Origin of the sequence: Paenibacillus sp. FSL H8-0259 (assembly GCF_037963255.1) — a bacterium.
Lineage (GTDB): Bacteria > Bacillota > Bacilli > Paenibacillales > Paenibacillaceae > Paenibacillus_AQ > Paenibacillus_AQ phytohabitans.
On the sequence record NZ_CP150147.1, the window covers coordinates 7,822,707 to 7,844,819 of the forward strand.

Consider the following 22,113-nt stretch of genomic DNA (forward strand, 5'->3'; position numbering starts at 1 on the left):
ATCGGTTTAGTTGTACTTCGTACAATTAAACTGCCGTGTGCACCTTGGTTCTCACCATTCTCGCAGATTTAGTTGTACAGACTACAGTTATTAGATGCACGCCTGCCTTTTCGCTGTTTTTAATTGCACATTATACAACTATCACTGAGTCTCCACTTGGAACTGAATACATACATGGCTGCCTTGTTGAATGAATTCACTTCCTTAGTGCTGATATTGCACTAGAGCATAAAGACATACAGAAACGGATACCGCCCATGGGACGGTATCCGTTTCTCTTTGAAAGAATATTTTATTCATGAAGGGAGCTTATTATCTCCTGTGACGGCTACACCAGGCTGATTCTTTCCCGTTTCCGGGCAGATTCCAGGCAGCTCTCAATCAGCTTCATATTATGCACCGGGTCCTCTTCGGCGATCCAGGGCTTGCCGCTGAAGACCGCAGTGGCGAAATGATCCGCCTGCTGCACGTAAGGATTGGCTCCGAAGGCTTCCACCTGCCGGGGCTCTCCGCTGCTGCCATACACGAAGAACTGTGCATCGTCGAACCTGGCGTTGAACGGCATCGGGATTTCGATCCGGCCTTCTGTGCCAAGCACCTCCAGCAGCTGGCGGTTATACGCCCACATGCCGCAATCGAAGATCAGGCTCCGCCCGCCGGGGAACTCAACCAGGCCGGAGGCCATCATGTCTACATTATCATGCTCCGGTGAGAAGAGCGCCTGCACAGTTACAGCCTCCGGCTCTGCACCGAACAGCAGCCGCGCCGCTGTGAGCGGGTAGCAGCCGACATCATAGAGCGATCCGCCTCCCCAGGCAGACTTGAAGCGGATATTGGAAGTATCCTTCGCATCGTTATAGGTAAACGTGCCGCGGATGGAGCGCAGCTCCCCGATCTCGCCGCCCGCTATGATCTCCTGAAGCTCAGTGATCCGCGGATGATGGCGGTACATATAAGCCTCCGCCAAGTGAACTCCCGCCTTCCGGCAAGCCTCCACCATCCCGGCTGCCTCGCGGCTGTCCAGGGCAATCGGCTTCTCGCACAGGACATGTTTGCCTGCCTCTGCCGCGCGGATCACCCATTCATAGTGCAGATGATTCGGAAGCGGAATATAGACCGCATCGACATCCGGATCGGCCAGCAGTTCTTCATAGCTGCCATAAGCCTTCTCAATACCGAACTCTGCCGCAGCAGCGCTGCTCTTCTCAAGCCCCCGGCTGGCAATCGCCGTAATCACTCCGGTCTCTGACTCCTGGATGGCCGGCATTACCGATCCTGTGGCGATCTGCGCGCAGCCCATAATTCCCCAACGAAGCTTCTGTGTCATAGTTATACACCTTCCTTATATAAGTTCTTCCGCGTATACCCTATAAACACAATATCATAGAATCGGGTATATCTCTAAGCAGGCCATATGGAGACCCATATAACAGCTATACCCAGCACTATGATTCTTGCCGCGCTCATGAGCATGAAATTCTTGACGGACAGAATGAAGGTCGTACCTTTATGCTGCTCCTGCTGGAACCTCGCGATATTGCGGCGCAGTGGAATCAGTGTCAGCAGGAGGAGAAGCACCAATACCGGATGAATGCCAAGCAGGACCAGCACGATCAGATCCACAAAAGAAACATAGTAGAGCAGCTTGAACAGCAGCAGCGCATTTTTGCGTCCGATATACACAGGCAGCGTATACCTGCGGTTATCCATATCATCCTCAATGTCGCAGATGTTGTTAGCCAGCATGATGCCGGCAATCCCGAGGATAGCCGGCACCGAGAACCAGAACAGATACAGCACCTCAAGGAAATTAATATGCAGACTGATCCAGTTGCCCTGAAGCAGGAGGGTCACCACCGCCTGATCCGAGTGAATGTAGGCCGAGATGAAGATAATGACGAAACCCATGAACAGGCCGGAGAACAGTTCCCCCAGCGGCATCCGCGAGATCGGAATCGGCCCGAAGGAATACAGGATGCCGATCAGGAAGGACAATCCGCCGAGCAGAAATACAATCAGTCCCGTCTGGGAGACCAGAGCGATCCCGCCGCCCGCCGCAAGTACAAGAAGAATGACGATCGTCGCCACCACCGTGCTTTCCTTCAGCTTGTAATGGACGACGGGATTATGGGTTTCGTACCCGTAGCCGTGGGTTTTTGCCGCTTTTTTGTAATCATAATAGTTGTTGATCGCCGTTGTTGCCATATCGAAGCTGAGGAGCGATACAAACATCAGCGCGAAGCGCAGGATATAGAAGTCCTCGAACCGGTATAACGCATAGAGTGTCCCCAGCAGCAGCGGCAGCATACTGGCTACCTTCGTTGGCAGCTCGACAAACTTGAAGAAGGTTTTTATATTCACGGCCATTCATCCTTATCTGTTAGATGCGCACTGTTACTTTGCAGAGGTTGTAACCGTCACCGGTGACCATTCTGCGATTACCGTCTGCCCGTGTGCGGATACGCTGCCCTCCGGCGTCAGATCCTTCTCGGTCATAATGCCCAAAGCGATAGTGAAGCTGTTGAATTTAACAGGCACATTCTGCTCGCGGCGCACCTCTTGACCGTTCACATAGAATACAGCCTCGTTTTTGCCCCGGTGGTAAGTGATTTTGTAAGTATTGAATTCACGCGCCTTGAAGCCGGTATCCTCTGTGAAAATGCAGAAGTATTTGGTTCCCCCGGTCTCGGGTACTGTTACACCCGGAAACGGCAGAATTCCATACACACTGGCATATTTATCGTTACCGGCGAAGAAATCGAGCGCGGCACCTGTTGTGAAATCAAGCAAATTCAGCGAAACATACCCGTCATACAGATCACCCGGCGCTGTCCCCTGCGTACGGGCACGGATCTGCAGCTCGAAGCTGATCTCCCCCTCTTCAGGCACTTCTACCGGCTGGGCCGAATAATACATATGCTTGGCATTATCAAGAATCTGCACATGGTCGTTCTGGCGGCTCAGCTGAGCCCGCACATACAGATATCCATTACGTACAATCACTACAGCTTCCGGTTCACGGTAAGCCCAGAACGAGCCGTCAGGCAGCGTGAAGCCTCCGGTTCTCCAGACCTTACCCTCAGTCAGAATGGTATGAAAATCTCCGATTACGGTTTGTTTGACCTCAGCCGGTTGCACTTCTTCACTAATTGGTTTGTTCTTGTCCATGGGTTCTCCCGCTTTCTGTAATGTAATAAATTCCGGTTTCAGACCAGTCCCTGAATGAGCAGTGCCACCGCCATGATCATCCCGCAGCGCACAGAGGCCCGCTGTGAGGCGCCCATGAGCGGCAGATAAGCGGCAGATGCATTCTGCGGCTGCAGGTTGCGGTAAACATGTACCGGTGCAATGGCCGTCAGCAGGGCGAGCAGCGCATACACCGGCAGTACATCAAGCAGTACACAAACAATAAGGGATGCATATGAGATATAGAGCAGTACATGAGAGAAAATCAATGCCCTGCGTTCGCCCCATACTACAACAAGCGTACGCTTGCCGGCCTGCTGGTCAGCTCTCCAGTGCAGGAAGTGGTGGTTGAACAGCAGCAGCGTTGTCAGAAGCCCGATCGGCAGAGACAGCAGGACAGGCTTCAGGCTGAATTCCCCGGTCTGAACGAAATAGGCGCCCAGAACAGGCATCAATCCGAACGCAAGGAAGATCGCAAGCTCACTGTAGCCCTTGCCGCGGTAGCCGAAGCGCAGCGGCGGGGCGACATAGAAATAAGCGATCAGCGCACCGCCGGCGACAAACCATAGTATCTCCCAGCCGCTGTACAGGCTAAGCAGTAAGCCGCAGGCGACCGCAACGGCCAGCAGGCCCCAGGTCAGAAGCGCAAACAGCGACTCCCGCATCATTCCTCCGGACAGGAAACCGGAATTCGTAGAGATGGCCTCAGGTGTATTATGCGCCTCCGTGTCGGTTCCGTTGCGGAAGTCCCATAAATCATTCACCATATTGGAGAATAGGTGCGCCGCAGCTGCTCCGACAAAGGTTATAACAAACAAAAACGGATGGAATACTCCCTGCCATACATATGCCCCGACCGTTCCCAGGACAACCGGTATGAGCATAACGGGAATAACTCCAAACCGTGAGGCTTTCTTAAAAATCGTCCATTTTTCCATCATGCCAAGGATTATCTCCTTCAATTATTATTTGATAATAATTATCATTAAATTATTATACATCAAATTTCGACACTTTGGGGAGATTTACGCTGCAAAATATTCCCTAATCGTGGTACACTATTATAGATGGTACTTATTTCCTATTAAGTCTAAAATATTAAAGGGGAACACCATGAAACTCCGCAAAAAAATATTTATCTTCATTGGCTTTGTAGCCGTGCTCGGAATAGGCGCTACCTACCTGCTTCTTCACATGATTCTGCTTAACCGTTTCGAGAAGCTGGACGAGGCGCAGCTGCAGCGCAACTTGACCAAAGCTGTGGCTTCCTATAATGAAGAACTGCAGGACATGAAGACCGGACTTCTTAATTACTCCGTGTGGGATGAAACCTACAGGTTCATGGAATCCGTAAGAAATACCGGCCCGGCCTTATCCGGCGGTACTGCCCCCACCCCCAGCAGCTTTGACCAGACCACCTATGAAATCAACCGTTTCGATATGATCGCCCTGCTGGATTTGAACGGCAGTCCAATATATGGCGGCTCCTACGATCTGGCATTAGGAAATGTTACCCCCCTGACACAGGAACAGCTCACTCTTTTCAAGCTGATCCACAGCCGTCTGCCTGCTTTCACCGGAACCGAAGAGAGCAGGAGCGGCGTTGTTATTCTGGATAAGGGTCCTATGCTGATCACACTCACGCCCATTGCCGGCAGCAGCAGTGACAAGCCGGTGATTGGCACTGCTGTTGCCGGCAGAATGCTACACCCGGAAGAGATTTCGCATATCTGGAAGGACACCCTCTCCACTATTCACGTGTCCCGCGCCACCTCTGCGCTGCTTGCGGAGAGCGGAGGCCAGCCGACCTGGACCCATCCGGTCTCGGACGGTATGATGTCGATTCATACGGCGGTGAATGATTTGTTCGGTGATCCGGGCCTGATCATCTCACTGAAGGAGCCCCGGCAGCTCTACAATAGCGGACTGAAGTCCATAAGCACCTTCCGCATGCTCTATTTCATCTCCATGCTGCTGCTGCTTGCCGCAAGCATGCTCTTCGTCAACCGGTTTATTCTGGACCGGATGTCATCACTGGTAAGAAATATCCGAGCTATTGGCAGCAGCAAGGATCTGTCTATCCGGATTCCCAGCACCGGGCGGGATGAATTCGGCGAAGTGGAGGTTGAATTCAACCGGATGATCGATTCACTGGAACAGGTGCAGGACGAGCTGCGGCAGCAATCCCTGCTGGACCCGTTGACCCAGCTGCCTAACCGCTCACTCTTTTTTGCCAAGCTGAATGAAGCCATCGCCGCGGCCAAAGGACTCAACCGGCAGATTGCCCTGGTATTTATTGATCTGGATCATTTCAAGACGGTGAACGACACTCTGGGCCATGATTTCGGGGATGCCATCTTGAAGGAGACGGCCTTCCGGATCTCACAGGTTGTCGGCAAACACGATGTGGTCTCCCGGCTTGGCGGGGATGAATTCACCATTCTGCTCTCCGATGTCCCCGATGCCGGGAGCATTCATACGCAGCTGTCGCGGATTCAGGAGGCCCTCTCCATGCCGCACCATATTAAGGGGCATCTTCTATATAATACGGCCAGTATCGGCATCAGTATTTATCCGCAGAACGGTGAAGATGCTGATTATCTGGTCAAACAGGCTGATCTGGCCATGTTCCATGTCAAGGAGACAGGCCGCAATAACATCTTTCTGTATTCAGAGGATCTTGAGGCAGGCATCCGGCGCAAGAAGGTCCTGGCCCAGCAGCTGCTCTCTGCCGCAGTGGCGAACGAGTTCGAGGTGCATTATCAGCCTATCCTTGGTGCAGGCACTTTACAGGTATCGAAGGTGGAGGCGCTGCTGCGCTGGACCAGTCCGAGCTACGGAAGTATCTCACCGGCCGAGTTCATCCCGCTCGCGGAGAGCAGCGGCTCGATTGTCGGCATTGGCGGCTGGGTACTGCGGCAGGTCTGCTCCGATATGCGTGAATTCCGCAGCCGGGGGCTGGAGGTTACCGCTGCGGTTAATATCTCTGCCCTGCAGCTGATGCAGCCCGGCCTCCTCGAACTGCTGCTCGATCTGCTTCATGAATATGAACTGCCTGCTTCGAGTCTGGAGCTGGAGATCACAGAGAGTGTTCTGGTCTCCGGGGACAGCATCTTCCGGTCACTGCAGCAGCTTAGAGCCCACGGCTTCCGGATCTCGCTTGATGATTTCGGCACAGGCTTCTCTTCCTTAAGCTATCTGCGCCGTTTCCCTGTCGATGTCATTAAGATTGACCGTTCCTTCGTTTCCGAGATGTCTCCGGCCCCGCCGGGTGATGTGCTCGTCAAGGCGATTATTGAGCTAAGCCATAACCTTGGGCTGCGGGTCGTCTCCGAGGGCATAGAGCATCAGGAGCAGTTCGACATGCTGCGCGCGCTGGGCAGTGACGAGCTGCAGGGATACTATATTAGCAGGCCTCTTCAGGTCACGGCACTTTATTCTTTTTTAGCGCAGAAAAATTACTTTCCGGAGTCAAAATAAGCAGTAATTTTATAGGCAAGCTACCGGGTATATGATATGATAGGCAAGCTGATAACAGCACCCGCTCCGGGTGCTGTTATCCTATGCGAACAATTATGAAAATTGGAGGCTTTAATTGTTATGTCAGCGCAACCGCAAACAACTCAATCCGTCAAAATTGTCACCGCCGACCCCAGCGCCATCGGCTTGTTCGGATTGGCTATCGTCACCTTGGTCGCTTCTTCACAAAAGCTCGAAATTACAACAGGTCTAAGCTACGCTATTCCATGGGCTATCTTCCTCGGAGCCTTCGCCCAGCTGTTCGCATCCATTCAGGATGCCAAGCACAACAACACCTTTGGCATGACCGCCTTTGGTGCCTATGCATTCTTCTGGTTCGGCATGGGCGCAAGCTGGCTGATCAAGCTCGGGGTATTCGGTACGGTGCTGGCAGAAGGCGTTGATCCCAAGCAGCTCGGATTTGTTTTTGTAGGATATCTCGTGTTCACCCTGTTCATGACGCTCGGCGCCGTTGAAGCAAACCGCGTCCTGCTGGTCATCTTCATTCTCATCGACTTCCTGTTCCTCGGCCTCTCTATGGATGCCTTCGGAGTCGCTGCGGAATTCTTCCACAAGCTGGCTGCCGTTGCGGAAATGGCTATCGGAATTGTATCGCTCTACGGCTGCGGCGCATCTGTGCTCAATGCTCATTTCGGACGTACTTTCCTGCCGATCGGCGCACCGCTGGGCATCTTCAAGAAATAATTACAGGTTCAGGCTCAAGCTACTTGGGCTCCAATCTTAAGAGCAACGGATAAATACTTGCTGCCTTCGGGGCAGAAGGTGTTTATCCGTTTTGAATTTACACGGCTGTTTGTTAGGTTTTTCCTTGCGCAAAGACGATAAAAATGACATGCTATAGAAACACCTACGACATATCTCGACATTTTTCTGCGGTGCAGGAACCGCTTTTTATGAATAGCAAATCTACTGCTTTAATCTTTCGGGTATCGGAGGCAATCCATGGCTTTCATTAATAAAAAGCCTTTAACGATTATTGTCGGCTTCTTAGTCGTCCTGCAGCTCTCGCTGTTCTATTATTATTCCTTGTCCGTGAACCGGGAATACAGGGCTGAGAAGGCCGATCTGTCCTCACAGGCAGTCATGCTGACCTCAAATATTGAGGAGAGAGTGGCAATTGTCAAAGGCGTAAGTTCCTTTATTCAAACGGTCGGCTTCGATGCTGATCCCGCACTCATTAATAACTATCTGGTAACGGCACACAACAACAACTCAAGCCATGTCACGAACATTATGATCGCTCCTGACGGTCTTATCCGCTACCTCTACCCTCTTGAAGGCAACACAGCGATTCTGGGCAAAAGCCTGCTGCTGGATGCCTCCCTGGCCTCCCCCGGCATGATCCAAGAAACGATACGCTCCCGCGGCATTACGGTAGACGGGCCCCGTACATTAGCCCAAGGCGGCTATGGAATGGTAATCCGGCAAGCTATTTACAAAGACAACTCTTTCGAGGGCATCGTCTCGGTTACAGTGAAGATTGATAACATTGTGAACCAGCTTGCACTCGAGGACAGCAATATATATGTTACAGCCGAGGACCACACGTTCCTCTTTGGCAATGAATCCCATGCTGATGACCTGCAGCTTACCGTTCCTGTTCAGGCCTATAATCAGCATTGGCTGATGGGAATATCCCTGCCTTCCTATAAGAAGTGGCAATTGTTCCGCAGCGTGCTGTGGATTGATATTGCCTTCCTGCTTGTAATTGCTTTCATTCTCTATGTCTCATGGCATCAGAGCCGGTTCAACCGTGAGCTGGAGCGTGTAGTCAGTCTCCGGACCCGTGATCTGAGCATCTCCAAGCGTTTATACGAGAAGCTCGCGCATTACGACAGTCTGACGGACATTCCGAACCGGCGTTATTTCATGGATGAATTCGAGCGGCTGCTGCAATGCTCTGACCCGACTCAGACTTATACCTTGTTCTTTTTCGACTTGAACCGGTTTAAGGAAATCAATGATACGCTTGGGCACTCTACAGGGGATCAGGTGATTAAGACACTGGCCGGCCGGCTGAAATCCGGTGAGCTGCCCTTCAAGCTGTTCGCGCGTACCGGCGGAGATGAATTCGTCATGATCTTCCCTGACCTGCCGCGTGAGCAAATCCCCGTGATTGCCGAACAGATTAGCTTATTAATCTCGCAGACGCTGCTGATCTCCGGAGCACATCTCAGCTTGTCCACCAGCATCGGCATCTCCCTGTACCCTGAGCATTCGAAGAATAAGGATGATCTGCTCAAATTCGCGGATATGTCCATGTACCAGGCCAAGACACAGGAAGACGCCAACTTCTTCATCTTCGACTGGGAGCTGCGCGAGAAGCTGGAGCAGAAGACGATGATCGCTAAGTATTTGCATTCTGCACTGGAGCGGGAAGAATTCGTGCTGTATTATCAGCCGCAGATCAATGCCGTCACAGGTAAAATGATCGGTATGGAGGCGCTGATCCGCTGGAACCATCCCGAGAAGGGTCTGATCGGGCCCGGCACCTTCATCGCCGCCGTGGAAGAGGCCGGTCTGATGATCCAGCTCACCGACTGGGTGCTGCGCGAGGTATGCCGCCAGCTCTGCGAGTGGCGGAACCTGGGAATGCCGCTGCTGCGGACATCGATTAATATCTCCAACAGCTGGTTCTACAACCGCAATCTGATCGAGAATCTGCTCTCTGTCCTTGACCAGTACGGACTGGATACCGATATGCTGGAATTCGAGATTACAGAGAGTACCGCACTGCTGGAAGAACACTATCCGCTGCTGCAGCAGATGCGCGATCACGGAATCATCGTTTCTATTGACGATTTCGGCACGAAATATTCCTCACTGAATTACCTGAAGCATTTTCCCGTGAACAAAATCAAAATTGACCGCACCTTCATCACCGGCATCGGAGTCAGCTCCATTGACGAGACCATCATCAAATCCATCGTCTTCGTCGCCTCGCAGCTCGGCTATGACCTGATTGCCGAAGGGGTAGAGACGCCGGAGCAGCTCGCCTTCCTGGTGAAGCATGATTGCCCGCATATCCAGGGATTCCTGTTCTTCCCTCCGCTGCCTGCCGACGAAATCCGCAAGCTGGCTTCATAAACGGAGGATCGTTCGTTATAATAAAGGTAAGACTGAAGTTAACCCGAAAGGATTATGAGAACATGAATGGATTAACTACCGGCGAAATTGCCGGAACCGTTATATTTGCGCTGATCCTGGCCATCCTTGCCTACCGCATTATCCGCGGCATGCCGAAGATGGCCGGAGATATTACAGCTTTCCGCAAACGCACACTCGTCTGGACCCAGGTGGCATTGGTACTTACAGTTCTCCAGTTGAACTTCAAAGCAGGAGACTGGCGTTTCGGAATTATTCTTGGACTGATCGTGCTCTTTACCGGAAGCATCTGGCTGTCCGCCCGCCGTTATGATAACGCCCGTCTGGCTGAGTCTGCAGCAGAGCCGCAGGACAGCACCAGAGAATAATACACTAATCTTTCAAGTGGAAACGGATACCGTCCTTTTGAAGGACGGTATCCGTTTCAGCGAGAAATAGAAGGACAATTTATAGCGTGTAACATATAAATTCTTATATTTGAATTTGAAGCTCCCGCATGGGGGCTTTTTTTAGGAGGAGTTGCTGTGAGCAGTACAAAAGCGTTGGGCATCTACGGCTTCCGCTTCAGTGAGCCTGACCGGCTGCCGCTGCTGAATCTCTTTGCAGCCGGGCATTCCGTTGAGCTGAGCCCGGATTATCACTGGAACGGCCTGGAGCGCAGTGATGGTCCGCTGCTGCTCTTCCAGTACACCGTTTCGGGAAGCGGGATCTATGAGCTTGACGGGGAGAGCTTCAGCATCGGTCCCGGACAGGCCTTCATGGCTGAGATCCCCGGCAGCCACCGGTATTATTATCCCGGCGGCACGGAGCCGTGGGAGTTCTATTTCCTGCTCTTCCGGCCGGAGCCGCTGCTGCCGCTCTGGAATGATATCAAGTCCAGAATCGGGGCAACCCCGGCCCTGGATTCCGGAAGCCCGCCGGTCCGCATGCTGCGCGATATCGTCCGTGAAGCCCACGCCGGACGGATTACCGATCCCTACTCGGCTTCCTCGCTGCTGCATCAATTCATGATGGAGCTAGGCAGGCATACCTCCGGCGGTCCGCGCGATGCGGCCGGCTGGCCGCCTGCCATCCGGGAATGCGTCCGGTTCATCGAAGCGAATTACAGCTCCATGATCGGCCAGGAGCAGCTTGCCGGGAAGCTGGGCCTCTCGAAATTCCATCTGCTGCGGACCTTCAGCAAGGCAGTGGGTGTAACCCCCAATGACTATTTGAACCGGGTCCGTATTGAGCATGCCGTGAAGCTGCTGAGAACAACAGACTACAGCATCGAAGCCATTGCCGGTCAGATCGGCTATTCCTCAGGCAGTTACTTCATTAAGGTATTTCATAAGCTTACCGGACAGACACCGGGTGCCTTCCGTTCAGGGAACGGCAGCCTGAATTACAGCCGCCTGTTCTTCAGCTGACACTTGAAGGTGTTACCTTGTCCGTGCCCCGTAAAGGATCAAACCGAGCAGGATCAGCAGGATTGGAAAGCCGGTGAGCAGCAGAAGAGAAGAGGCCATTCCCTCGTATGAGGTTGTGCCGACTACAATCGGAATCTCAAACACTCCGGATTGGGTAAGTAGGAACATTATTAGACCGATACCTAGTCCGATTAACGCCATTCTGGTCATGTGTCTGGAAAATGATGTGGGTTTCATGCGGATTTCCTCCATTTTTCGTGATTAATAGTAGTGATTAATCTTGGTCCAGCCGTCTTCTTGAGAGGTAAGCAGCCGTTAACAAGCCCATGCTGATTAATAGATAGACCATATTCGTAATGAGCAGATTCTCCGCAGAAGTCTCTGAAGTCCTTGTGCCCAGGAAATCGAGATAAGGCATTCTGCTGAACGGACCGAGGTACCAGATGATCAGGTATACCAGCTCAAAGGTACGGCCTGTCCCGGTCAATACCCCGCATGCGAGGGCCAGACCGGGAATCAGAAATACCGCCGCAGCCCAATAGAGGATATGTTTACAATCTCCTTCGAGAAGCATTCGCAGGAGCATACCTCCTCCTGTAATGCAGGTAAGCATAACTCCTGAAATCCACATCGCGGATAACTGGCGGATGGCGTAACGCGGGCTCGAAGCTACAAGGTATTGCGTCCCGCAGCGTGCGTCCCGGCTCCCCAGTCCGGACCAGAGCCTCAGCGGCCAGATCCAGACGGCAGGCCAGATCATCCACTCGGCTGAGACGGTAATAGGGACTGCGAGTCCCAGAATGAACAGCACGGAGGCAATGACAAGCCAGCTTAGTGTAGCGCCCTTCATCATCAAGCGCCATTCTGCATGGACTAAGGTCAGGAAGGAATCCCTGATGACTACAGGCGGCAGTATTGATACATGCACCCTGGAAACAGGGTGCCTAATTTCTTTGTGTGAATCAAACGCTGTGTTATCCGCATCCGCGAGCCCCATTCCTGCCCTCTTAGGTTTTCTTATAGCGTAAGCTGCCTCCCTGAACCCATGAAACAGCACAGACGCTGCAGCAATCAGCATAAAGGCCGCGAGCCCAATCGACAGTTGCTGCGACAGCAGCGGCCACGTCCAGTCCACACCTTGCCATTCGAACAGACGGAGCGGCTTCTCCAGAATGAGAATTCCCATGCCATAGGAGCCGGAGGATTGCGGACTGAACTCCATCAGGTCCTTCTGCATCGCTGAAATAATGAGATCCGGCCCGAATGGCATAACACCCGATCCCGCAATAAAGAGCAGATATACAACGAAGTAGAGAACATTGCCCAGCGTCCCTTTAAGGATACGGGTTGTCTCGAACCCTACAGCCAGAGCAGCCACAACAGACATGAAAGGCAGCGTCAGGAACAGAAATGGAGATACAAGCGGCCACCATTCGATCGCCCGTTCCTCTCCCCGGACCCATTGCATAATTAGCGAGGCTGCCATGACAGCTACGGTGATAACGGACAGAACGGCGAAGTTACTGATCCATTTGCCGAGCAAATAATATAGCTTCTTCACAGAGGAGGAAGCGATAATCTGTCCGACTCCGGTGGTCTCATCCCGCTCAATGCTGTTCTTAACCAAATAGAAACCCAGCAGGGACAGCAGCAGTGTAGTGGAGATGGCTAGGGAGCCGCCGATCCAGGCTGAATTATAAATCCCCCGGTACCCGTCCAGATCCAGAGTGACATAAGCAGCCTCTGCCGGAGGAACAAAGAAGTAAGCCGCCAGCAGGGTTAGGCCGAGGATGACCAGAAATGCGTATTGTCTGATTCTTTCAAGAAAATCCGCCCGCGCAACATAAGAAATAGTCCGGATGATCCTCACTTTACACCCTCCTCCTGTATGGCCCTGACATACAGGTAAGCTTCTTCAAGACTTGGGGTTACTTCCACCGCATTCAGAAGCGGCTGCGTCTCCGAGACCATACGGACCAGCATCCCGTTCTCCTGCCGGATCGTACCGCTGATCAGCCACCCGTTACGTCCTAACTGATATTCTTCATCCGGGATGAGGACGGACCATACCTTCCCTTGCACCTTGCCTAAAAGTACAGCCGGATCAGAATAGGCCATAAGCTGCCCACGGGATAGGATGGCAATCTGATCAGCAATAGCTTCGACGTCGGAGATTACATGGGTTGAGAGGATTATAATCCGCCCCCCGGACAAGTCTGTCAGCAGGCTGCGAAACCCCATCCGCTCTTCCGGGTCCAGACCTGTGGTCGGTTCGTCAATAATCAGCAGGCTTGGATCATTCAGCAGCGCCTGGGCAATGCCGATCCGCTGGCGCATCCCTCCGGAGAAGCTGCCGATTGGGCGCTTCAAGGAATGCTGGAGATTCAGCAGCTCCAGAATATCCATAATCCGCCTTCGCATCAGACGGCCGCCCAGACCTTTCAATGCGGCTGCGTATTCCAGGAACTCCAGCGGATTCAGATGGGGATATACGCCAAAGTCTTGGGGCAAATATCCCAAGACCCGGCGAAGTTCATCTGGCTTCTTCTGAATATCTGCCCCGTTCCAGATGACCTTCCCGGCTGTTGGTTGTGAGACGGTCGCCAGAATCCTCATCAGTGTAGATTTGCCCGCCCCGTTAGGCCCCAGCAAACCTATAATTCCCGGCCTGAGCTGCAGGCTAATCTCCCGCAGTGCCCAGACCCCTTTCTTGTACTGCTTGCTAACCCGTTCTATCTCCAGCATACTCATTCCCCCTGTTCCTCTTATTCTAGGGTTCCAAAGTAAAATCGGAGTAAACGGTAGACAAACATCAGCCTAACTATGCAGCGGCAGCGTTACGCAGACCGAAGTTCCTTCATTAAGACGGCTTGTCACGCTGATGTCTCCTGCGTGTGCCAGCACCAGCTGACGCGCAATCGCCATGCCTAGTCCGGTTCCTTCCGACAGGATATCAGTGGAGGTGCCGCGGTAATATTTGTCGAACAAACGGCTGACGTTCTCCTCGCTCATCCCTGCTCCATCATCTGCAATAACAATCTCCAGCCGGACACCCTGCCTGATAAGAATCTTAATACTGGTGCCCGGAGGATTATGAAGAATAGCATTGAGGATTAAGTTATGCAGCGCCCGTCCAAGAAGCCGGGGGTCCAGCTCCGCTTCAATCTGGGGCTCTGCGGTTTCAAGGGTCAGGTTATACCGGGCAGCACGGGGATCATTAGTCACATCTGCCACAATCCGCCGCACGAATTCAACCAAATCCGTCCGTTCCCGCTGCAGGGGAGTCTGCTGCTCATCCAGCCGGAAGGATAAATTCAAATCACCGATAAGCTCCTGCATATGATTGGCCTTTTGTTCAATTTCTGTTAGAAATTTAATGGTTTCTTCCTTTGTCCAATCATATTGGGGAGACAGCATCATCGAAGAATAACCTTTAATATAAGTAAGCGGGGTCTTGAGATCATGGGAGATCCCGGCGACCCACTCCATCCTCATCTCGTCCAGACGTCTCCTCTCTTGCTTGCTGTTCTCCAGTGTGCCAGATAATGTCTGCAGCTGGACAATCAGCTCTTTGAACAAGCGGTACGGCCGCCTCAGCTTCACCGATCTCCGGGAATAGATCTTCCGGTCACCCGCCGGATCGGCATATACTCCACCTGCCAGAAGGTCAATTCTGCGGATAATGTAATACAGCGGCTTCCCTAATGTCCAGCCGGCAACGATCATGAAGCAGAACAGGATGGCTGGCAAGCTGATCAATACCGCGAGATCCTGTTCTGGCCCCTCGTGCGGCAGAATCTGCTCCGTTAGAAGGAATAGAACGCCACTTATAACCAGAGCAAGCAGAGGCAGACTCAGCATGAGATATAAGACAAGACGAAGACTCTGGCGCAGATTAATCTTCATGAATAGCCGCCTTCCTGGCGGGAACGAATTTGTAGCCGATGCCGCGTAAATTCACTATGTATTTGGGATCTGCCGGATCTTCTCCAAGTCTTTTTCTAAGTCTGGAAATATGAATCACCACGGTCTTCTCATCTCCTGTCAGCGCCCGTCCCCAGACCTGTTCATATAACTGAAGCGCGGTGAACACCTGATTGGGATGCTCGCACAGAAAAACCAGCAGCTCGTATTCTTTCGCCGGACAAGGGGTATCCACTCCATGTACGGTCAGCACAGCAGCGCTTTTATCCACGGCAAACACACCGAAGTCCATAACCTGCGCTGCCGGCGCCGCCGGAGCACCGTACTGATTCTTCCGGCGCAACTGCGCCCGGATTCTCGCCACAACCTCCATGGGGTTGAACGGCTTCGTAATGTAGTCATCCCCTCCGATGCCAAGGCCCATTAATTTATCATAATCGCCCGAGCGTGCAGTCAGGAATAACACCGGGACCGTTGTGTACCTGCGGATCTGCTGACACAGCCCGAATCCGTCTGTATCCGGGAGCATCACATCCAGCACAATGAGATCGAAGGAAGCGCCTTCGACCAGTGCCATAGCTTCTTGCCCAGAAGCTGCTGTTGAAATATGCCGGAATCCCTCTTTATGGAGCAGCAGTTCAAGCATCGTTAGAATCCCTTTTTCGTCGTCTACCAGCAAAATATGTTCATCCTGCAACCTTATCCCTGCCTTTATCCAAAATATTGAAAATCCTTGCCTGTATGCTGTATTCGCCGGGCAGGCATACTTTACCTCCGTACAACCATACTAATGACATTCTATGGATACTAATGGAGGGTTAACGAATGGGTAAAAAATTAAATCTGCTGATGTTCAGCGGAGAATATGACAAAGCCATGGCGGGGCTGATTCTGGCGAATGCCGCAAGGGATATTGAGGTAGAGGTTACGATGTTCTTCTCGTTCTGGGGGCTGTTCCTCATCCGGGACCCGGACACAATGACGCTGGAGGACAAGAGTATCTACGAGAAGCTGATGGATGTTATCACGCCCAAAGGGCCGGAGCAGCTGCCGCTCTCGCGGATGAACTTCAGCGGTCTAGGCAAGCTGATGCTGGAGGAGATGATTGAGGATCAGGGGGCGCCGAAGCTGATTCATTTCCTGAAAGGGGCGCGCAAAAAGAACATCAAGTTCTATGCCTGCAAGCTATCGGTAGAAATTATGGGCTTCAAACCAGAGGAGCTGCTGCCTGAAGTGGAGATTATCGACGCGGCGGCATACCTGAAGGACGCACTGGAGAGCGATATTCAGCTCTTCATCTAAGCAGCATTAGGTACGAAATGGGCTTTAACCTAATTCCGGGCGCGGGCATATACTGAGGGCAAGCGGAAACGGATTTGCCGTCCTTATATAAGGGCGGTACCTCCATCCCTCCAAGGACGGTCCCCTTCCGTATCCGCGACAACAGATTCATTGTCTGGAGGGATTATCCGTGCTGAGTATCCGCCACGCCTGTGCAGCAGAGGCGCCGTCTTCATTGCAGGAGCATTTCGCGTCATTTCGCGAGCATACTATAGGAAACCGTCATATGATTACTACCCCGTACGGCCGCCAGCCGCTGCTGTATGCCGACTGGACCGCCAGCGGGCGGCTATACGAGCCGATCGAGCGCAGAATGCAGGAGAGCTTCGGTCCCTATGTCAGCAATCCGCATACCGATTCCAATACTACAGGGCTAACGATGACCCTGGCTTATAATGAAGCCCGGCAGATCATCCGGGAGCATGTGAATGCCGGCCCCGGAGATGCGCTGCTCTTCTGCGGCAACGGTACTACCGGAGCGGTGAACAAGCTGCAGCGGATCATGGGCCTTAAGCTGCCGGAATGGCTGCAGCAGAACTACGTCTGTCCGCCGGAGGAGCGCCCGGTTATCTTCGTCAGTCATATGGAGCATCATTCCAATCTGCTGCCCTGGCAGGAAGGCATCGGCGATGTGGTCACCGTTCCATCCGAACCGGGCGGGCAGGTTGACCTTAAGCAGTTAGAGGAGCTCCTGCTGCGCTACCGGAACCGCCGCTTCAAAATCGGCTCCTTCACCGCCTGCTCCAATGTCACCGGCATCCAGACACCCTACCATCAGCTTGCCGCCGTCATGCACCGGCATGGCGGGGTTTGCTTTGTCGATTTTGCCGCGAGCGCACCTTATGAACGGATTGACATGCATCCCGTATCTCCGCGGGAGAAGCTGGATGCCATCTTCTTCTCTCCGCACAAATTCCTCGGCGGCCCCGGAACCGGCGGAGTGCTGCTGTTTGATGCCGCACTTAGCACCGGCAGCGTGCCGGATGAACCCGGCGGCGGCACCGTGGTATGGGTCAACCGCTGGGGCGGGCGGCGCTATATTGCTGACGTGGAGGTACGCGAGGACGGAGGAACTCCCGGTTCCCTGCAGGCTATCCGCACAGCGCTGTGCATCAGACTGAAAGATCAGATGAACGGCCCCGGACAATATATGGTGGTCCGGGAGCAGGAGCTATGCCGGAAGCTGCTCGCGGAGCTTGCGCAGATTCCTGGCTGCTCCGTACTGGCAGGCGCGCAGACTGAGCGCCACGGGATCATCTCCTTCACGCTGAAGGAGATTCACTACAATCTCGCCGTCCGGCTTCTGAATGACCGCTTCGGCATTCAAGCGCGCGGAGGCTGCTCCTGCGCCGGCCCGTACGGCCATCAGCTGCTCGGGCTGGACCCTGCGGATTCGCAGGCGTTCATCCAGGCGATCCACGCCGGTGACCAGTCACTGAAGCCGGGCTGGGTCCGCCTGTCCCTGCACCCGATCATGACGGACCGGGAGGTGGAGCATATGGCCTTCGCCGTCCGTTCCATCGTCAGCCGCATCGGCGAATGGAGCAGTGATTACCGCTATAATTCTGCCACCAACAGCTGGCTTCACACCGGGGATACAGGGGAGCCTGAGGGCGATATCCGCGAATTATTCTCTCTGTAGCGGTTTGCTGCTTGATTCCCGTTCCCGGGCCAGCCGGGCGAATCTGGACTCGATCGCCTTAACCCCCCAGAGCGACACTCCGATAAACAGCAGCACGTAGACTATCTCTCCCGGATGACGGATGAACCGGTCCACATCATTGCCGATGTAGGAGACCGCGAAGACCATAATGGCTTTGCCGGCGCACAGGGCTATCAGGTAGGAACGAAGACGCATGGCGGCAAGCCCGGCAGCCATATTAATGACTACAAATGGCCCTACCGGAAACAGACTGAGCAGAAAAACATAGCTGAACCCGCTCTGGCGGACCCATGTCATGCTTTTGGCGACCTTGGGCCGCTCCGCCCATTTGCGCAGGTAGCGGTGGCTGCCGATTTTACGGATAATCAGAAAGGTAGTTACACAGCCGGCTACAAGACCGATCCAGGAATACAGGAATCCAAGCCATAACCCATATACCGCCCCGTTAAGCCCTACAATCGCAATGGTCGGCAGCGGCGGCACGAATGATTTCATGAAGGTAAGTCCAACTCCGGGCAGCGGCCCGAGCGAGCGGTACTGCTCCAGCAGAGTCCGCAGCCGCTCCTCGGTCAGCCATGACATTATATCTAAAAAGAACATTTCCTCAGCTCTCCTCATTACATTTCGGAATAGTTGCCGTATACATAGCATTGAGTTTCAATTATACAATACTTCTGTCCGCCTGACGCTACAACGTCAACTGACTAGACAAGCATAAGCTGCCGGGGATATGATGAAATCAACTAGTAACAGAGTCGGCGTGAACCTGGATATACTCTTATCTTGTCGAATTAACAGCCAGCCCGAAGTGAGGTCTTCATGAAACCATTTGATTATAGTCTGCTGGCCAAAAGAGTGCTCGCCCTGCTGTGCATCTGCCTGCTCGCCGCATCCGCGCTGGTGCCGCTCCTGAGTGCCCCCTCTTCCAAATGCTCCAGCCGGCAGAACGGTTATATAGATTTGTCCGCATGTAGCTTTGATGATTCCTCTGTCATACCGCTGGACGGTGAATGGGAGTTCTATTGGCAACAGCTGCTGGACCCGCAAGACACACTCCCCGGTACCGCTAAGGCTCCGGCTTATATGGCTGTACCCGGAGCCTGGGGTCCGGGCACTGAGACTACCGGGTTCTCCCGTTACGGATATGCCACCTACCGCCTGCTGCTCCAGCTTCCGCCGGAAGTTCCTGCCTTTGCCCTTAAGGTGAACAATATCCGTAATGCCAGCCAGGTATTCGTGAATGGCGAGCTGCTGGGAGAAAGCGGACTTCCGGGGGTATCCCTTCAGAGCACGGAGCCGCGCAACAACCCGTATTCCTTTACTTTCAGCGCCAAGGACAGTCAGGCAGAAATCCTGATTCATACCTCCAACTTCACCTATGCGAACGGCGGCATTGCGGAATCCATCCGGATCGGTACGCCTTCATCCATAGGGGCCATAGACCAGCGGAACAGTACCTACGATATTTTGCTGGTGGCCGGTTTTGCTTTTATCAGCTTCTACTTTCTGGGACAGGGATTCCAGCGCAAAGAGGACAACTCTTCACTGCAGCTGGCTATGTATTGCTTCACCATCGCTCTTTATATGCTAACGCACAGCGAGAAGCTATTGTTCCAATACCTTCCTTCCATTTCCTATGAAGCCTTCAGCAAATTACAGGTCATGTCCGGCGTAATCGGGTTCTACTTCGTATCCAGCTATACTTATTCCCTGTTTCCCGCACTCTATTCCCGGCTCTTCCGGCGGATCACCTTCGTATATTCGCTCGGCTTCTGCATTATTGTACTGATGAGTACGATCCTGATTTACTCACGGATCGCAAGTATATTGCTGGTCTTCAGCTTCATTTCGGTCTGCTATACCTTCTATGTTATGGCCAAGGCAACCTGGCGGCGTGAGATCGGCTCCTATTACTTGCTGATCGGTGTGATTGCGGCGATTATGTTCACCTTCTCCCTGGCAGGCAATCTGTTCCTGGGCACGGGGTTCTATGCCATTCCGCCGGTGTCCGGCCCGATCTTCATCCTTGCCGAGGGACTCTTCCTGTCGGCACGCCATGCGCATGCCTATCAGACGATCAAGCAGCTCTCCCTTCAGCTCGAACGCAAGGACCGGGACAAGGATGAGTTCCTGCTCAAGACTTCAATTGAGCTGCGTACACCGCTGAATGCTATCATCAATATCTCACTGTCTATGTATGAGGGTGCCGGCGGGCCGCTAACCCCTTCACAGCGAGAGGATATGCGGCTGATCCTCGGAACCGGAAGACGGCTGGCCTTCCTGGTCAGGGATATCCTTGATTATGAACAGATCAAGCGGCAGCGCATCACCCTGCACTGGGGTGCTGTGGATATCCAGGGCGTTGCAGAAATTGTAATTGAAGTCTTCCAGTTTCTGAACAAGAACGGCGAGATCCGCATCAAGAACCGCATTCCGCCGGGTGCGTTCCTGGTCCAGGCCGATGAGCAGCGGCTGATGCAGATCCTCTACAACCTGATGGACAATGCACTGAAATTCACCGATCGCGGCAGCGTGATTATTGAGGCCGTTCAGCTGGATGATTCCATATCGGTTACGGTCACCGATACCGGCCGGGGCATTCCCCAGGAACAGCTGGAGAGCATCTTCCGTGATTATGAGCAGGTTAACGAAGCCGATTCGCTGGAGACTGGCGGACTCGGTCTGGGTCTGGCCATTACCCGCAAGCTTGTGGAATTGCATGGGGGAAGGATCACCGTGTCCTCCACGCTTGGCCGCGGAAGCAGCTTCACCTTCACACTCCCCGCCGGGCAGGCTGACGCTGCCGTTACGGAGGAGCCGGAAGACCGCCAGCTGCTGCTTACGACGGTGAAGGCGCCTCCTGAAGCTGTGGATGAAGAATGGAAGTACAGAACCGCTCCAGTAACGCACTCCACCGCACAGGCAGGCCCCTATGCTCCCCGCATTCTGATTGTGGATGACGATTATGCCAATCTGAAGGCGCTGACCAACCTGCTGTCGCTGGAGAATTATACGATCTCCAGTATGGGCAGCGGTAAGGACGCACTGGCCCTGCTTGCAGAGGACCGTGATTTCGACCTCTGCATCATCGATGTCATGATGCCGGGAATGTCGGGCCTTGAGCTGTGCAGAATGATCCGCCAGACTTACACACCTCTGGATCTGCCGATCCTGATGGCCACAGCCGGACAGCAGCTTCACTTCAATGAGGCGGCCTTCCGTGCCGGAGCTAACGACTTCATTCATAAGCCTTATGCCTGGAGCGATCTCAAGGGACGCGTCAATACCCTGGTACAGCTGAGACGATCGGTATCCGACCGGCTAAGCTCGGAGATCGCTATGCTGCGCGCGCAGATCAAACCGCATTTTCTCTACAATGCCATTAATACGATCATCTGGATGAGCACACGCGACAATGAGAAAACCCGGCATTTGCTGTACGATTTGAGCCATTTTCTGCGCGGCAGCTTCGATTTCAGCAATCAGGAAACGGCGATTCCGTTTGAGAAGGAGCTTGAACTGATTGAGGCTTATCTGTCACTGGAGCAGGCCCGTTTCGGGAAGCGGCTTAATGCCCAATATAATATTGAAGTCAGTGAATTTTCATTGCCGCCGCTGATTGTGCAGCCGATCGTGGAGAATGCCGTCCGCCACGGACTGATGGAGAAGATTGATGGAGGGACCGTAATCCTCTCCACAAGACAGGAGGGTAATGCCATCCTAATCACCGTCACCGATAACGGTAAGGGAATGAGCGATGAGCAGCTCTCCTCCTGGATGAACGAGGGCTACCGTTCTCCACATGGAGAAGGCACCGGAATCGGCCTGCGGAATATCAACCGCCGGCTGCTGACACAGTTCGGCTATCCGCTTGTCATTACACGCGGGAGCAACGGGGGCATCGAGGTACTTATAACAATCCCATGGAAGGATGAGGTCTCCTGA

18 protein-coding genes are annotated in these 22,113 nt (G+C 53.3%); 8 read left to right on the forward strand and 10 right to left on the reverse strand.

Annotation, left to right across the window (positions count from 1 at the left end):
- Window positions 1–328: 328 nt before the first annotated feature.
- From NSU01_RS33610 to NSU01_RS33625, 4 genes are all read right to left on the reverse strand, one after another.
- Window positions 329–1,327, reverse strand: coding sequence for a Gfo/Idh/MocA family oxidoreductase (locus NSU01_RS33610; RefSeq protein WP_076247640.1), 999 nt, complete (start codon window positions 1,325–1,327; stop codon window positions 329–331).
- Window positions 1,328–1,401: 74 nt separating this feature from the next.
- Entirely contained in the window at window positions 1,402–2,361 is a 960-nt protein-coding gene (locus NSU01_RS33615; protein ID WP_076247687.1) for a 1,4-dihydroxy-2-naphthoate polyprenyltransferase, read from the reverse strand.
- Window positions 2,362–2,394: 33 nt separating this feature from the next.
- Window positions 2,395–3,168, reverse strand: a complete 774-nt coding sequence (locus NSU01_RS33620; protein WP_076247642.1) for a DUF6081 family protein — start codon at window positions 3,166–3,168, stop codon at window positions 2,395–2,397.
- Between the two features lie 38 nt (window positions 3,169–3,206).
- Window positions 3,207–4,127, reverse strand: a complete 921-nt coding sequence (locus NSU01_RS33625) for a prenyltransferase (RefSeq protein WP_231575246.1) — start codon at window positions 4,125–4,127, stop codon at window positions 3,207–3,209.
- Window positions 4,128–4,299: 172 nt separating this feature from the next.
- Here NSU01_RS33625 and NSU01_RS33630 point away from each other — a divergent pair, with 172 nt between their 5' ends.
- The 5 genes from NSU01_RS33630 (at window position 4,300) to NSU01_RS33650 (ending at window position 11,240) form a co-directional block, all read left to right on the forward strand.
- Window positions 4,300–6,666, forward strand: a complete 2,367-nt coding sequence (locus tag NSU01_RS33630; protein WP_076247644.1) for an EAL domain-containing protein — start codon at window positions 4,300–4,302, stop codon at window positions 6,664–6,666.
- A gap of 120 nt (window positions 6,667–6,786) precedes the next feature.
- Complete coding sequence (locus NSU01_RS33635) at window positions 6,787–7,410, forward strand: GPR1/FUN34/YaaH family transporter (protein WP_042140313.1); 624 nt, start codon at window positions 6,787–6,789, stop codon at window positions 7,408–7,410.
- A 258-nt stretch (window positions 7,411–7,668) separates the two neighbouring features.
- Window positions 7,669–9,813, forward strand: coding sequence for an EAL domain-containing protein (locus NSU01_RS33640; protein ID WP_076247646.1), 2,145 nt, complete (start codon window positions 7,669–7,671; stop codon window positions 9,811–9,813).
- 62 nt (window positions 9,814–9,875) lie between these two features.
- Window positions 9,876–10,199: a hypothetical protein gene (locus NSU01_RS33645; protein WP_042140314.1), complete on the forward strand. Its 324-nt coding sequence runs from the start codon at window positions 9,876–9,878 to the stop codon at window positions 10,197–10,199.
- A gap of 156 nt (window positions 10,200–10,355) precedes the next feature.
- Complete coding sequence (locus NSU01_RS33650) at window positions 10,356–11,240, forward strand: helix-turn-helix domain-containing protein (RefSeq protein ID WP_076247648.1); 885 nt, start codon at window positions 10,356–10,358, stop codon at window positions 11,238–11,240.
- Between the two features lie 12 nt (window positions 11,241–11,252).
- Here the strand turns inward: NSU01_RS33650 and NSU01_RS33655 are convergent, their stop codons facing one another.
- The 5 genes from NSU01_RS33655 to NSU01_RS33675 form a co-directional block, all read right to left on the reverse strand.
- Window positions 11,253–11,477 carry a hypothetical protein gene (locus NSU01_RS33655; RefSeq protein ID WP_076247650.1) on the reverse strand — a complete coding sequence of 75 codons (225 nt, stop codon included), beginning with the start codon at window positions 11,475–11,477 and terminating at the stop codon, window positions 11,253–11,255.
- A 37-nt stretch (window positions 11,478–11,514) separates the two neighbouring features.
- Window positions 11,515–13,110, reverse strand: a complete 1,596-nt coding sequence (locus NSU01_RS33660; protein ID WP_076247652.1) for a hypothetical protein — start codon at window positions 13,108–13,110, stop codon at window positions 11,515–11,517.
- Entirely contained in the window at window positions 13,107–13,985 is an 879-nt protein-coding gene (locus NSU01_RS33665) for an ABC transporter ATP-binding protein (protein WP_076247653.1), read from the reverse strand. Before NSU01_RS33665 ends, NSU01_RS33660 begins: the two co-directional genes overlap by 4 nt.
- A 72-nt stretch (window positions 13,986–14,057) precedes the next feature.
- Window positions 14,058–15,146: a HAMP domain-containing sensor histidine kinase gene (locus tag NSU01_RS33670; RefSeq protein ID WP_083705703.1), complete on the reverse strand. Its 1,089-nt coding sequence runs from the start codon at window positions 15,144–15,146 to the stop codon at window positions 14,058–14,060.
- On the reverse strand, window positions 15,136–15,861 hold the full coding sequence (locus NSU01_RS33675; protein WP_076247655.1) for a response regulator transcription factor: 726 nt from the start codon (window positions 15,859–15,861) through the stop codon (window positions 15,136–15,138). Before NSU01_RS33675 ends, NSU01_RS33670 begins: the two co-directional genes overlap by 11 nt.
- Window positions 15,862–15,989: 128 nt before the next feature.
- Between NSU01_RS33675 and NSU01_RS33680 the strand changes: the two genes are divergently transcribed.
- Window positions 15,990–16,466 (forward strand): DsrE/DsrF/DrsH-like family protein, encoded by a 477-nt coding sequence (locus tag NSU01_RS33680; RefSeq protein WP_076247657.1) that lies wholly within the window; start codon window positions 15,990–15,992, stop codon window positions 16,464–16,466.
- Window positions 16,467–16,635: 169 nt separating this feature from the next.
- On the forward strand, window positions 16,636–18,147 hold the full coding sequence (locus tag NSU01_RS33685) for an aminotransferase class V-fold PLP-dependent enzyme (RefSeq protein ID WP_076247659.1): 1,512 nt from the start codon (window positions 16,636–16,638) through the stop codon (window positions 18,145–18,147).
- On the opposite strand, the gene NSU01_RS33690 is transcribed toward NSU01_RS33685, so the two are convergent.
- A complete protein-coding gene (locus tag NSU01_RS33690) occupies window positions 18,133–18,768 on the reverse strand; it encodes a TVP38/TMEM64 family protein (RefSeq protein ID WP_042140322.1) in 636 nt (211 codons plus the stop codon). The two genes, NSU01_RS33685 and NSU01_RS33690, sit on opposite strands and share 15 nt — an antisense overlap.
- Before the next feature lie 219 nt (window positions 18,769–18,987).
- Here NSU01_RS33690 and NSU01_RS33695 point away from each other — a divergent pair, with 219 nt between their 5' ends.
- The gene (locus NSU01_RS33695) at window positions 18,988–22,113 is read left to right on the forward strand and encodes an ATP-binding protein (RefSeq protein WP_076247661.1); all 3,126 of its coding nucleotides are present in this window, start codon (window positions 18,988–18,990) and stop codon (window positions 22,111–22,113) included.